This is a genomic window from Bacillus sp. VA15, assembly GCF_055721145.1.
In genome coordinates this window covers 165,267-178,852 of sequence record NZ_JBVQPQ010000006.1, presented here as the reverse complement: position 1 = coordinate 178,852, position 13,586 = coordinate 165,267, and the positions used below count along the sequence as shown (strand labels likewise).

At 49.2% G+C, this 13,586-nt stretch carries 12 protein-coding genes and 2 pseudogenes; 10 read left to right on the top strand and 4 right to left on the bottom strand.

Annotated elements, in window-relative coordinates:
• Positions 1-3: 3 nt before the first annotated feature.
• Both AC0DBE_RS16090 and AC0DBE_RS16085 read left to right on the top strand, forming a co-directional pair.
• On the top strand, positions 4-906 hold the full coding sequence (locus tag AC0DBE_RS16090; RefSeq protein WP_079288340.1) for a carbohydrate ABC transporter permease: 903 nt from the start codon (positions 4-6) through the stop codon (positions 904-906).
• Between the two features lie 13 nt (positions 907-919).
• Entirely contained in the window at positions 920-1,774 is an 855-nt protein-coding gene (locus AC0DBE_RS16085) for a fructoselysine 6-kinase (RefSeq protein ID WP_472962862.1), read from the top strand.
• Positions 1,775-1,798: 24 nt separating this feature from the next.
• Here AC0DBE_RS16085 and frlR read toward each other — a convergent pair whose 3' ends face one another.
• On the bottom strand, positions 1,799-2,527 hold the full coding sequence (gene frlR / locus AC0DBE_RS16080; RefSeq protein WP_014115068.1) for a transcriptional regulator FrlR: 729 nt from the start codon (positions 2,525-2,527) through the stop codon (positions 1,799-1,801).
• A 180-nt stretch (positions 2,528-2,707) separates the two neighbouring features.
• On the opposite strand from frlR, the gene AC0DBE_RS16075 reads away from it, so the two are divergent.
• Positions 2,708-3,811, top strand: coding sequence for an ABC transporter ATP-binding protein (locus AC0DBE_RS16075; protein ID WP_472962860.1), 1,104 nt, complete (start codon positions 2,708-2,710; stop codon positions 3,809-3,811).
• Between the two features lie 32 nt (positions 3,812-3,843).
• On the opposite strand, the gene AC0DBE_RS16070 is transcribed toward AC0DBE_RS16075, so the two are convergent.
• The 3 genes and pseudogenes from AC0DBE_RS16070 to AC0DBE_RS16060 form a co-directional block, all read right to left on the bottom strand.
• Positions 3,844-4,710, bottom strand: coding sequence for an endonuclease I family protein (locus AC0DBE_RS16070; protein WP_014115066.1), 867 nt, complete (start codon positions 4,708-4,710; stop codon positions 3,844-3,846).
• Between the two features lie 81 nt (positions 4,711-4,791).
• Positions 4,792-4,863: pseudogene (locus AC0DBE_RS16065) on the bottom strand (hypothetical protein); the annotation flags it as partial.
• 198 nt (positions 4,864-5,061) lie between these two features.
• Positions 5,062-5,223: pseudogene (locus tag AC0DBE_RS16060) on the bottom strand (anthranilate phosphoribosyltransferase); the annotation flags it as partial.
• Between the two features lie 197 nt (positions 5,224-5,420).
• On the opposite strand from AC0DBE_RS16060, the gene allC reads away from it, so the two are divergent.
• The 7 genes from allC to pucE all read left to right on the top strand — a co-directional run bounded on the left by allC (position 5,421) and on the right by pucE (position 13,342).
• Positions 5,421-6,659 (top strand): allantoate deiminase, encoded by a 1,239-nt coding sequence (allC, locus tag AC0DBE_RS16055; RefSeq protein ID WP_014115064.1) that lies wholly within the window; start codon positions 5,421-5,423, stop codon positions 6,657-6,659.
• A gap of 16 nt (positions 6,660-6,675) precedes the next feature.
• Positions 6,676-7,926: a (S)-ureidoglycine--glyoxylate transaminase gene (pucG, locus tag AC0DBE_RS16050; protein ID WP_014115063.1), complete on the top strand. Its 1,251-nt coding sequence runs from the start codon at positions 6,676-6,678 to the stop codon at positions 7,924-7,926.
• 229 nt (positions 7,927-8,155) lie between these two features.
• Positions 8,156-9,148, top strand: a complete 993-nt coding sequence (locus AC0DBE_RS16045) for an XdhC family protein (RefSeq protein WP_472962857.1) — start codon at positions 8,156-8,158, stop codon at positions 9,146-9,148.
• Positions 9,145-9,762, top strand: coding sequence for a xanthine dehydrogenase accessory protein PucB (gene pucB / locus AC0DBE_RS16040; protein WP_242734360.1), 618 nt, complete (start codon positions 9,145-9,147; stop codon positions 9,760-9,762). The genes AC0DBE_RS16045 and pucB overlap by 4 nt, the downstream gene beginning before the upstream one ends.
• Positions 9,759-10,592 carry a xanthine dehydrogenase subunit C gene (gene pucC / locus AC0DBE_RS16035; protein WP_242734363.1) on the top strand — a complete coding sequence of 278 codons (834 nt, stop codon included), beginning with the start codon at positions 9,759-9,761 and terminating at the stop codon, positions 10,590-10,592. Before pucB ends, pucC begins: the two co-directional genes overlap by 4 nt.
• Entirely contained in the window at positions 10,593-12,830 is a 2,238-nt protein-coding gene (gene pucD / locus AC0DBE_RS16030; protein ID WP_242734366.1) for a xanthine dehydrogenase subunit D, read from the top strand.
• Positions 12,821-13,342: a xanthine dehydrogenase subunit E gene (gene pucE, locus AC0DBE_RS16025; RefSeq protein ID WP_014115058.1), complete on the top strand. Its 522-nt coding sequence runs from the start codon at positions 12,821-12,823 to the stop codon at positions 13,340-13,342. Before pucD ends, pucE begins: the two co-directional genes overlap by 10 nt.
• Positions 13,343-13,586: the final 244 nt, after the last annotated feature.

Here is a 13,586-nt window from a genome sequence, read left to right as displayed (position 1 = left end):
CAGATGCTGCCTCAGAAGAAGACAGATTCGTTCAGATTGGAGCCTGTGCCTGACCGGCACATTGAGATGAAAAGAAAGCCTAGACGAAAATGGTACATCGGAGAAACGTCTGTGTGGGTTTTTCTGTTTCTTTATCTGATTGCAATCGCCTATCCGCTTCTATGGATGGTGATGAGCGCCTTTAAAAACTCGGACGATATTTTTGAACATAGCTGGTCGCTGCCGTCTTCGTGGCATCCGGAAAATTTTGTGTCCGCTTGGAATCAGGGGATTTCTTCTTATTTTATGAACAGTGTCATCGTCACGTCGCTCACGTGTGTGATCACCGTCTTTATCAGTGCATGGGCGGCGTACGGCCTTTCCCGGTTTGAGTTTAAAGGAAAAGGATTCTTTTTGGTGCTTTGTCTTGGCGGTTTGATGCTGACGCCGCAGGTCAGTCTTGTGCCGCTTTATTCTATTATTCAGTCGCTGGGCCTTTACAATACGTATTGGGCGTTAATCCTGCCGTATGCTGCTTACCGGATCCCGTTCACCATCATTTTGATCCGCTCTTATTTTCTCTCTATTTCCAAAGAATTGGAGGAGGCGGCTTATTTAGATGGCTGTACGAGTTTCGGGGTATTTTTCAGAATTTTCTTACCAATGAGCGTGCCGATTTTGGTGACATCCGGCATTTTGACGGCTTACCATACGTGGAATGAGTTTATGTTTGCGATTATTTTCATAGATGATGAGAATTTGCGGACCATTCCAGCCGGGCTGATGCAGTTCAGAGACGCACTGCAGACAGACTGGGGCGTCCTGCTGGCGGGATTAACGATTTCGGCTGCGCCGATTATTATTCTATTTTTATTTATGCAGAAATATTTTGTCCGCGGGATTGCAAGCGGAAGTGTAAAAGGATAAAGGAGGAAGCACAATGAAATTGATTGCGGTTGGAGATAACGTTGTAGATTACTATCAGGACCAAGAAACGTTCTACCCGGGAGGAAATGCCTTAAACGTCGCAGTGCTTGCCAGACGGCTAGGGCACGAGGCTTCCTATATCGGAATCGTCGGCAATGACGAAGCCGCGGCACATCTTTTGAACGTACTGAAATTGGAGAAGGTCAATGCGGATTATATTCGCCAGGCGCACGGAGAAAACGGAATGGCGATTGTCACCCTTGATGAACAGGGGGACCGTATTTTTGTCAGATCAAATAAAGGCGGCATTCAGTCCCGGCTCCGGCTTGTGTTTCAGGAGAAAGATGTATCCTTTATCAGCGGGCATGATCTGCTGCATACCAGCGTGTACAGCAGACTTGAGAACGACCTTCCGCAGCTGTTCAGCCTGATCCCGGTCTCCTTTGATTTTTCAACCAATCGGGAGGATAATTATTTGAGGAAGGTCTGTCCTTATGTGACGTATGCGTTTTTTTCAGGCAGCGATTTGAGTGAGTCAGAGTGCGGAGAGCTTGCTGAAAAAGCTCATAAGTATGGAGCGAAAGTTGTATGTATGACCCGCGGGGGCCAAGGGGCGATCTTGTCTGCGGGTGATCGAATCTATCATCAGCCGATTGTGGAAACTGATATAATAGATACACTTGGAGCGGGAGATTCATTTATAGCGGGTTTCTTGACTGCTTTTTGCGAGAAGCAGGATATGACACATGCTTTGCGCCAAGCGGCGGAAACGGCTGCGAAAACATGCGGCGTGTACGGGGCTTTCGGCTATGGCCATCCTTTTCGCTTGGAGGATGGGGGAAGCAGTGAAAAAACGAGAATACTATAAGCAGTGTCTCGTTTTTTATGCCTGTTATGTGTAGGGGCTGTTGATGGTAAAAGTAACACGGTTTGTGTGCATCAAAAACAATGAGCAGTAGATTGGCTGGTCGTTTGATGTAAAAGCCGTTTTATCGATTTCAAATAGCGCATCCCCTATATCGCAATCCAGGTATTTGCTTTCCTCCTGCTGGGCATATACAACATTTAATAGCTTCGTATTGTGTGTGGGCACAACTTGGTATTGCTGTCGCAAAATATCATGCATGGATACGCCGTCAGCAATAAAGGTATCAATGCTGGGAAACAAATCCAGCGGATAATGTGTCACTTCAAAGGTGAGCGGCTGATCATCGTTATATAAAATCCGTTTTAATTCAACGACAGGGCTCTCGGGATTGATTTGCAGCTTTTCGGCAATGGGTTTTGCCGCCGGAATGATCTCATGGGACAGCACCTGATGCTTCGGTTTTTTGCCGGTTGATTCCATAAATTCCGAGTAGCCGTTTACTGCAATCAGCTCTCGTTTTAATTTAGGGCTTTTAACGAACGTTCCCTTTCCTTGCTGCCGGATCAGATAGCCTTCTTCAACTAAATCGAGAATGGCTTTCCTGACGGTAATGCGGCTGACATTATACTTGCTGCAAAGCTCGTTTTCAGTAGGCAGCTTGGCGGTTGGGGAATACACGCCCTTTTTGATGTCATCAGTGATGATTTGTTTTAGCTGAATGTATAAAGGTGTAGAACTTCCGTTGTTTAACAAAGGGTAGCCTCCTTTTAACCTATTATTCATATTATAATGTATTATGACGTTATAATACAAATTTACATTTTTTATTTTAGAAATATAGCAAAAATAGGAATCGATTACTCTAAAAATAACAGAAAGACCAAGTTGTTTCCAGTGACGAAATAACAGATCAAAAGATAGGGGGAATTTCTGATGGCTGCATTATCATTTGAACATGTCAAAAAATCATATCACTCCCAATTAACGGTGAAGGACTTTGATTTAGATGTAAAGGATAAGGAGCTTTTGGTGCTGGTGGGGCCGTCAGGATGCGGAAAATCGACAACGCTGCGTATGGTGGCGGGGCTGGAAAGCATCTCTGAAGGAAACCTCCTCATCGATGGGGAACGGGTCAATGATCTCCCGCCGAAAGAACGTGATATTGCGATGGTATTCCAAAACTATGCGCTTTATCCGCATATGACGGTATTTGATAATATGGCGTTCGGATTAAAACTTAGGAAGATGTCGAAACAGGAAATTGCTGAACGGGTTCATGCGGCAGCTAGAATTTTAGAGATTGAACATTTGCTGAAGAGAAAACCGAAGGCGCTCTCTGGCGGACAGCGGCAAAGGGTGGCGCTTGGCAGATCGATTGTAAGGGAGCCGAAGGTCTTTTTAATGGACGAGCCGCTTTCCAATCTGGATGCAAAACTGAGAGTGACGATGCGGACAGAAATCAGCAAGCTGCACCAGCGTTTAGAGGCAACCATCATTTATGTCACGCATGACCAGACCGAAGCGATGACAATGGGCGATCGGATTGTCGTGATGAATGATGGGGAAATCCAGCAGGTGGCGAAACCTCATGACATTTATCATTACCCGGCAAATCTGTTTGTCGCAGGCTTCATCGGCTCCCCCGGAATGAACTTTCTGACAGGCGCCATTGAAGAGCACCATGGCGAGCTGTTTTTCACAAACCCTTCGATCCGGCTTCATATTCCTGAAGAAAAAGCGAAGCGGCTTAAAGAAAAGGGATATGCCGGCGAGCAGATGATTGCCGGCGTCCGGCCGGAGCATATCACACATATGACTGAAAATGATCAGCTGTTTGATTCAGTGTTTAAAGCGAAGGTGGAAGTGAATGAAAATCTGGGATCAGAGCAAATTGTACATGTCACGTCTGGGGGCGAGCGGCTCACGGTCCGCCTGGACGGAAACACGCGAATCGCCGCAGGCGATTCGATCCAGCTGGCAGTGAAAATGGATCACGCCGTCTTTTTCGATGCGGAGACAGAAGAGGCTGTGTATTAGAAAAGGTGCTCCTAAACAGGAGCACCTTTTTCTTACGGCCAAATGTCGTCAGCCCATTCAGGGTGGTCAATAAATGGATTGCGGTTATGCTGATATTTCTCATAAATGATTTCATTTCTTTTTCTCTCGCGGTCATCAACCGGGTCCTGCCTATTCCATTCAAGCAGGACAGATTGTTTTCCGTGATAAGGGGCTGAGCCGTTGCCTGTTTTATCATTAAGCTCAAGGTCAGGGTAGCCGTCATCACCTTCGTAACGGACAGCCATGTAAAACAGCATGCGCGCCACATCGCCTTTTACATCATCGCGAGGCTCCCATGAATCTCCATCATAATAATTTCCCGGCGCTTTTGCATATTCAGTGCCGCCGTTGTCAAAATCCATATTTCCTCTGGCGCTGTTGACTTGAACGTCAGCCGGGCGCAAATGGTGAATGTCGGTGCCAGGTCCCTTGCTTGTACCAAAATTGCCATGAGATTTCGCCCAGACATGCTCGCGGTTCCAATCGCCGACATTGCCGCCGTTCAGGTTTTTCGACCGCGATTCATTCGTATAGAGCAGGATGACGTTATTCGGGTTTGCCGGATCTTCATCGGTTTCTTTCAGCGCGTTCCATACTTCGCTGTAGGACAGCATCGTGTGTCCGCTAACGATGCGGTGCAGAGCGCTTTTTAGCGATTCTCCTGTTTTTCCTTCAGCCCCTTCATAATAGGTATCTGTGTCAGTGTAGGGTGCAGCGGGAGCGGCTAATGAGAGAAGGCCCACGGTTCCTGAAGGGGAAGACGCTAATCGGTCATTCAGGCTCAATGCGGTTTGCGGGCTTGCTGATGCGGCGGGCGCAAACCATCCAGAAATCAGTAATACACAGACGAGCGGCAGAAACCTTGTTCTTTTTGTCATCACTTGCCCTCCTTTTATCAGATCATGTCTATTATCTAAAAATGAAATCAAGGATAGAAGTGTCATTTTGTATATTTTTCTTTAAAATTGTAAATTAGTTCCTTTGGAGGAGGCAGATATCCACTGTTCCAATATCTTTAGGCCCCGTTTTTGCTTCAGCTGAGATTTGGCAAGGTCTGTTCCTTCTTCAATTGATGTGGTATGTCCGAATAAATAGTAACGCAGTCCCGCATTCATGATGACTTGCTTTCTTTCATAGTCTAATCCGGCTTCCTCGCTGCCGCTGAGAATCGCCTTGATTTTTTCTGCCTGTCCGGCCTGGCTCATTATTTGATCCACTGCTGCTTCGTCCGACGTTTCTGTTTTGATCCGTTCTGCGATCAGAAATGCCGCGATTTGCACATCGCTTGCTTTACCGGAAAACATCGCTTCTCCCGCAAGCTTGGCTTGTTCATATGAAAGGTGTTTTGACCCCCTTTTTCCTCTTGCTGTGTCTTTAATCCATTGTTGCATTTTGGCTCTCTCCCTTACTGTGTTTTCTTTTGACTTTACATGAAAATGGCACTGCGAGGTAGGGAGGTTTCTGGTTGCTATGGTGCTGGATAGATACTGTGACTAAAAAATAAACGTTTTTTTGGTTATTCTGTCAATGAACTATCGAGTTCCTCCTTCTATAATGAAGTCACCATAACGGCCAGAGGGGGGAGTACATGGAAAAGCAGAAGCTATCAGTCAAAAACAGCATCACAGATTATATTGAATGGCTCGCCCAATACGGCGCATCTGCGGACGGCGGCGTAACGAGGCTTTTGTATACAAAAGAGTGGATGGACGCGCAGCTCGCAGTCAAAACGGAAATGTCTTCATTCGGGCTTGAAACAAGATTCGACGATGTCGGCAATGTTTTTGGAAGGCTTTCGGGCACCCAGTCTCCGGATGAAGTGATTGTAACCGGTTCACATATCGATACTGTCATCAATGGGGGAAAGTATGACGGCGCTTACGGCGTTCTTGCGGCCATGCTGGCGATCAAGCAGCTCAAAGAAACGTACGGAGCGCCGAAAAAAACACTCGAAGCGGTCTCCTTATGTGAGGAGGAGGGGAGCCGTTTCCCGATGACCTATTGGGGATCGGGGAATATGACAGGCGTTTTTTCAGTACAGGATGCGGGAGAACCGAGAGACGAATCAGGAGTTTCACTGCAATCTGCGATGTATGAGAACGGCTTTGGCAAAGGCGTGTTTCAGTCAGCGTATAGGACAGATATCAGTGCTTTTGTTGAGCTTCATATTGAACAGGGGAAGACATTGGAAATGTCAGGACGGGATCTCGGCATTGTGACAAGTATTGCGGGGCAGAGGCGATATCTCGTCACGCTGGAGGGGGAATGCAATCACGCGGGAACCACCTCCATGAAATGGCGCAAGGACCCGCTTGCAACCAGCAGCCGCATCATTCATGAACTGCTGCTGCGGTCGGAAGAGCAGCCGGATGAGCTTCGTCTGACATGCGGAAAAATAACGGCAGAGCCCAATGTAGCCAATGTCATACCGGGCCGCGTGCAGTTTTCAATCGATATTCGCCATCAGCATCAGCACGTGCTGGAGCAATTTCATGAAGATATGGCTGCTTTGATCAACGGCATTTGCCATCAAAAAGGAATTCGCGCCATGATCGATGAATATATGCGGATAGAGCCTGTGCCGATGGACGAAAGGCTAAAGGCTGCGGCTTTTGAGACAGCGGCAGAAAACGGGATCAGCTGTGAAGAAATGGTGAGCGGAGCAGGGCATGATGCACAAATGATCGGAAGGTGCTATCCGGCTTGTATGCTGTTTGTGCCAAGCCGCGGCGGCATCAGCCACTCTCCGAAGGAATATACTTCAGCCAGACAGCTTGAGATCGGCGTCCGCGCATTGACTGATTTATTATACAAACTGGCTTATTGATAAAGGAGGAATGGCTGTGTCAGGCAGAAAAGAATTATGTACCCCGTTAAGAACGATTATGACGCCGGGTCCTGTTGAGGTTGATCCGCGTGTATTAAGAGTGATGAGTACCCCGATTGTTGGGCAATTTGATCCAGCGTTTACCGGTATCATGAATGAAACAATGGAGATGCTTCGGGAGCTGTTCCAAACGAAAAACCGCTGGGCATATCCGATTGACGGTACTTCACGGGCGGGAATCGAAGCGGTGCTTGCGAGTGTGATTGAGCCGGAAGATGATGTGCTTATTCCAATTTACGGCCGCTTCGGTTATTTGCTGACTGAAATTGCCGAACGGTATGGGGCGAATGTTCATACGCTTGAGTGTGAATGGGGAACGGTTTTTGACCCGGATGACATCATACGGGAAATGAAAAAAGTGAAGCCGAAAATTGTGGCAATGGTGCATGGGGAAACATCGACAGGGCGGATTCACCCGCTAAAAGCCATCGGCGAAGCCTGCCGAGCCGAGGATGCATTGTTTATTGTCGATGCAGTTGCGACGATTGGCGGCTGCGGGGTTAAAGTCGATGATTGGAAGATTGACGCGGCTATCGGCGGCACACAAAAGTGCTTGTCTGTTCCATCGGGAATGGCGCCGATTACATATAATGAGCGGGTGGCGGATGTGATTGCGGCGCGTAAAAAGGTGGAGCGCGGGATTGCGACACAAGCTGACAGGACAACGCTTTCGGGAAACCGGCCAATCACAAGCAATTATTTTGATTTGAGCCAGCTTGAGGATTATTGGAGCGAAAGACGGCTCAATCATCATACAGAAGCGACGACGATGCTGTACGCCTTGCGTGAGGGTGTCAGGCTGGTGCTTGAAGAAGGTCTTGAAGCCCGTTTTGAGCGGCATCGCCACCATGAGACCGCATTAGCAGCTGGGATTAGGGCAATGGGGCTGAAGCTGTTTGGAGATGACAGCTGTAAAATGCCTGTTGTCACTTGTGTAGAAATCCCCGGCGGCATTGACGGCGAGTCTGTCCGCCACATGCTGTTGGCGCAATTCGGCATCGAAATCGCCAGCTCATTCGGCCCGCTGGCGGGAAAGATCTGGAGAATTGGCACGATGGGCTACAGCTGCAGGAAAGAAAACGTGCTGTTCGTGCTTGCCGGGTTAGAGGCTGTACTGCTGAGACATGGCGCAGGGATCGAAGCAGGAAAAGCCCTCCAGGCAGCGCTTGATGTGTATGAAAACGCTGGCCGCCAGGCAGCGGTATAAAGAAAAGCTTGCGGAACGCCGCAAGCTTTTTTAGTGATGCGATTTCGCTTTTTCTCCAATCTGTTTTTCTTTGTTTGACTCTTTTTACAAATCCTCTTTCTCTGTGTTGCATTTTCTGACGAAGCATGAGTCATTTCTCCTTCCATCATCTATTCTTTATACAAGTTACCTATAAAACCATGCTGAACTTGTTGTTTCTTACAGCGATTTTTGAGAGGGGGATGCAGCATTGGGAAATTTGCACATGGTGTTAGATGCGCTCCTGGAAGATCAGGATGAGGCTGTACTTGCGACACTTGTTCAAGTGGAAGGCTCATCGTATCGAAAAGCAGGCGCTTCTATGCTCTTTAAGAAAAATGGCGAACGGGTCGGATTGCTGAGCGGCGGGTGTGTGGAAGAAGATTTGCTCCACAGAATTAGTGAACTGGGCGATCAGCTGACGTCAGTGCTGATTCCATATGACATGCGGGCGGAGGACGATCTTTCCTGGGGCATGGGAGCCGGATGCAACGGCATAATTCATATTCATGCGGAGCGAATCACTAAGGAAAAAAGACGGCACTATGAAAGAGTGAGGGACTGCCTTCATTCAGGCAAAGCTGTCACAGCCGTTACGCAGCTTGACTCCTCCCGTTATATATTTCTGTCGGAGAACGGGCAATTTGGGAACTGGCCGGACGCGCCTCTGCAAGACATTCAACGTACCGCTTCAACGCTTCATTTACCGCATTTTGATTCATCAACCAACATGTTTATTCGGCGAATTGAACCGAAGCCGCGTCTCATTCTGTTTGGAGCAGGGCCGGATATTGTGCCGCTTGCCAATTTGGCGGCTGATACAGGGTTTTCTGTTATCGTGACAGATTGGCGCCCCGCTTATTGCACATCCTCTCTATTCCCAAAAGCGGATCGGCTGATCACTGCTTTTCCGGAACAAATGCTGAGTGAATTTCAGTTTTACCCGCATGATGCAGCTGTTGTGGCAACCCACCATTTTCAGCACGATCAAGCGATCATCGACTTCTTATTTTCTCAAAATCTTCATTATATCGGACTGTTGGGTTCGACAAACCGTACGAAGCGGCTGCTGAATGAAAAACAGCCGCCGGCTCACTTTTACAGTCCGGTCGGGCTGAAGATCGGTGCGGAAGGCCCCGAGGAAATTGCCGTCAGCGTTGTCGCGGAAATCATTCAAACAAGAAAACGGCTGGCGGTTGTATGAGAAGCCCCTATATGATCGGAGTGTTTCTCGCTGCCGGCAAAAGCAAAAGAATGGGGCAAAACAAGCTGGCTTTGCCGTTAAAGGGAGAAACCATTGGGTCGCTTTCTTTGAAAACCGCTCTCTTGTCCCGCCTTGATCACGTGCTGATCATCGAGAGAACTGAACGTGCTTCCCATGAGTGGATGGGGGCGCCATATCACGCGCCGCCTTTTCGAAAACGCTGGAGCCTGCACGTTTGTCAAGAAGCTGAAAAAGGGCAAGGGCATTCAGTCAGCAGCGGGGTGAGAAAAGCAGAAAGCATGGGAGCGGACGGGGTTGTCATTTTATTAGCCGACCAGCCGCAGCTTTCCGTCAATCATCTCAATGCCCTTGTGGCAATGGCTCCTGAGTCATTTGCCGTGTCTTCGTCTTTAGGCGCGTTCGCCCCGCCAATCTATTTCTCATCGGCTTGTTTTCCTTATGTAAAGGAGTTAAAGGGAGATGAGGGGGCTCGCAGTCTTTTGAAAAGCGGGCAGCTCGGAACAGTAGCCGTTTTGGAGGCAAAGGCAAGCTCGGAGTTGAAAGACATTGATACACCGGAGGAATACGACATGGTGAGGAGGTTGATGGTTTGAATGGCCAAGTGACAAAAGCAAGGATGAATATACAATTATGGAGGCCGGCAGCGCTCGATGAAGCCTACTCACTTTTGGAGCAGCTTGCCCCAGGTGTGTGTGCCGTCTCGGGCAGCACGCTGCTTCAGCTTCAGTGGGACAAAGGGATTCTTCCAAAACAGCATCTCGTCAGTCTTGAAGGAATCAACGAGATGAGAGGAATCAGCGCCAGTGACACCCACCTCTCGATCGGGGCGCTTACAACACTGAGTGAATGCAGAAAGAACTCCCTAATTAAGAGTGCGCTTGGTTGTTTCAGCGAAGCTGCTTCCGCTGTTGCTGCACCCGGAATCCGCAGCCGGGCCACGCTTGGCGGCAACATCGCGAGTAAAATCGGGGATTTGCTTCCCCTCCTGCTTGTGCTTGATGCTGAGCTTATCGTGTACCAAAAGGAGCTGATGAGGCTACCGCTTGGCGATTGGCTCATAGATGAAGACTTTGAAACTGCCATCGTTACGCGTGTCATCATCCCTCGTGCGGAGGGAGAGCGAGTGTTTTACCGCAAGCTTGGGAGGCGCCAGGCTTTTACTGGAGCTGTTGCGGTTATAGCTGGACGTTTTTTGAAAGACGGCGGCATTAGCCTCGCCGCTGGCCATGCCGATATTACACCGGAAAGATTAATGGAAAGCGAGGCGATATGGATGGCGTCAGGGTGGAATCCGCACGAGCTTTACGAAACGCTTATCCATGAGCTGCCGTTTGCCGCAGATGCTTTTATGTCAGCGGCATACAGAAAAAAAGCCGCTGCCAACGTCATCATGGCAGAGCTGATGGCTGAGGGAGGGGAATAAATGATGATCAACAAACCGTCAAGAATCAGGCCGGATGGAAGAGGAAAGGTCACAGGGGAACTGAAATATATGACCGACCTCAGCTTTCCAGGAATGCTGTATGGCAAAGTGCTGAGAAGCGCTTATCCTCATGCGGAGATTGTGTCGATTTGCACCATGAAAGCTGAAGAAATGGAAGGTGTGCGGGCAGTTGTCACTCATAAAGACGTTCCCGGTTTAAACCGATTTGGCATTGTCATCCCTGATCAGCCGGTTTTATGTACGGATAGGGTACGGTACGTCGGAGATGCGGTCGCCGCAGTTGCTGCGGAAACGGAGGAAATCGCGGAAGCGGCGCTGGAGCTGATTCGTATTGAGTATAAAGAACTGGAGGTCATTGATTCACCAGAAAAAGCGCTTCGGCCGGACGCGCAAAAACTGCACGAGGACGGGAATATCCTGCATCGCGCATGTTTTTCACACGGCGATGTTGAAGAAGGATTTCAAGCATCTGGCACGGTCCTTGAAGAAACCTACGAGCTGCCGCGGCAGATGCATACGTATATGGAAACGGAAGGAGGCGTAGCCGTTCCTGAAGACAATGGGGGCTTTACGATGTATGCAGGAACGCAGCATGGCTATAAAGACCGTTTCCAGCTTGCCCGTATTTTTGACATTTCTGAAGAAAAGATCAGGGTTGTGTCGAGTCCGATGGGCGGCTCGTTCGGCGGGAAGGATGAGCTGAATATCCAGCCGTATGCCGCTCTTTTAGCACTGAAAAGCGGACTTCCCGTCAAAATTCATCAGACCAGAAAGGAATCTGTACGTTCTGGCATTAAACGCCATCCGATGAAGATTACGATAAAAACGGGTGCGGATCATGCGGGGAAACTTTTGGCTCATGATGTGAAAATTGTGGCGGACACAGGCGCTTACGCTACACTCGGACCGGCTGTTATTGACTTTTCTGTCGAGCACGCCGCGGGGCCTTACCGTATTCCAAATATCCGGACTGAAGGGATATCTGTGTTTACGAACAACGGGGTGGCGGGTGAATTTCGGGGCTTTGGCGGCAACCAAATCACATTTGCCCTCGAAACCCATCTAGATCGTCTCAGCGGCATGCTCGGCATCGACCCGCTGGAGCTGAGAAGAAAAAATATCAGAAAACCGCATGACTTGGGGCCGCTTGAGCACCGGATTGCACCGACTGACGGAGCGGCGCAGGTGTTGAATGCCATTTCTGAATCTCCCATTCTTACAAGAAAACACCAGAACTCCGGGTGTATACGGAGAGGCACGGGAGCGGCAATCACAATGCACGGCGGCGGGCTGGGGTATGGACGAATGGATGCGGCAGGAGGCCGTTTGTCCCTTTCAAGTGACGGCAAAATTACGGCTTCGTTCGGATTTGAAGAATGCGGACAGGGTATTCTAGCGGCAATCGAACATATTGTCACCGAGGAGCTGGGCTGTGTTGCGGAAGATATTTCCATTGTCATTGGGGATACCGCAAAAGTACCAAAATCAGGCTCATCCACAGCATCCCGCGGCACAAGCATGGTATGGCACGCGATCCAGCGTTTGAAGAAGCCGTTTCTTTCTCAGCTGAAAAAACGGGCGGCAGAATGGAGCGGCTGTTCAGCGGAAAGCCTTATTCCCGGCGCCGAGGGCTTGCGTGACAAAAACACAAAGGAGCTCGTGGTGACATATAGAGAGCTGGCTGAAGAAGGCCCTTTGGTAGAGGAAACAGCATTCGATTTTCCGACAACGCCTGATCCTGTGGTAGGCGGCCATTTTCTCTACTCATTTGGCGCGGCGGCTGTTGAGGTGGAGGTTGATCTATTAACAGGCGATGTCAAATTGATAGATTGTGAGCACGCCATTGCGGCAGGACCGGTTGTCAGCCCACAGGGCTACCGGGGGCAAATCGAAGGCGGCGCTGCCATGGCGCTCGGCTACACACTAATGGAGGAAGCGAAAATGACGGACGGCCGTTATGCCGCGGAAAATCTCGACCAGTATATCATTCCCGGCGTGAAGGATGTTCCCGAAATGAAGCTGACTGCGTTAGAAGAGCTGATGGAAGGCGATTCCCACGGCCCGCGCGGTGTAGGCGAAATCGGAACGATTGCCATCACCCCAGCGATTGTAAAGGCAGTGCACGATGCGGTCGGATGCTGGATAAACAAGCTGCCGATTTCAAGAGAAGAGCTGCTTGACGAGATAGACAGAAAGGGGATGAAGCAATGGACGTAAAAGAAGCTGGACCATTTCCTGTAAAAAAGGAACAGTTCCGAATGACCGTGAATGGGCAGGAGCGGGAGGTTGCAGCCGTTCCTACGACACGTCTGAGTGACCTGCTTAGAATGGAATTTCAGCTGACCGGGACAAAGGTGTCCTGCGGAATCGGCCGCTGCGGAACGTGCTCCATCCTAATCGACGGAAAGCTGGCCAATGCGTGCATGACCATGGCTTATCAAGTGGACGGCCATTCCATTACAACCATCGAGGGACTTCAAAAAGAAGAACTGGATATCTGCCAAACCGCTTTCCTGGAAGAAGGGGGCTTCCAATGCGGCTACTGTACCCCTGGCATGACGATTGCCCTCAAAGCGCTGTTCGAGGAAAACCCGCATCCCACAGATGAAGAAATAGAAGAAGGGCTGGCGGGGAATTTGTGCCGCTGCACCGGGTATGGCGGGATTATGCGGTCTGCTTGCAGGATTAGAAAAGAGTTGAGCTGCGGGAAAAGGGAGTCCGGTTTTTAAAAGCCGGGCTTATTAGTCTAATCAATTTATTTTCGAATTGTCATATGTAAAGAGCAGCCGAAGGATCAATTGCCGGTCTCTTGCTGGGGCATTGTGGACTCACCCAGTGGGAACAAAGATTTTCAAAACGGTCATATTAGGGTGAACACTGTGGATATTTTAAAGATGCAGATTTGTAGAAAATGTTTATATTTCCCTGATTAAGAAACGTTTGTGTCAGATAGATAAGCAAAACGCCATAAAA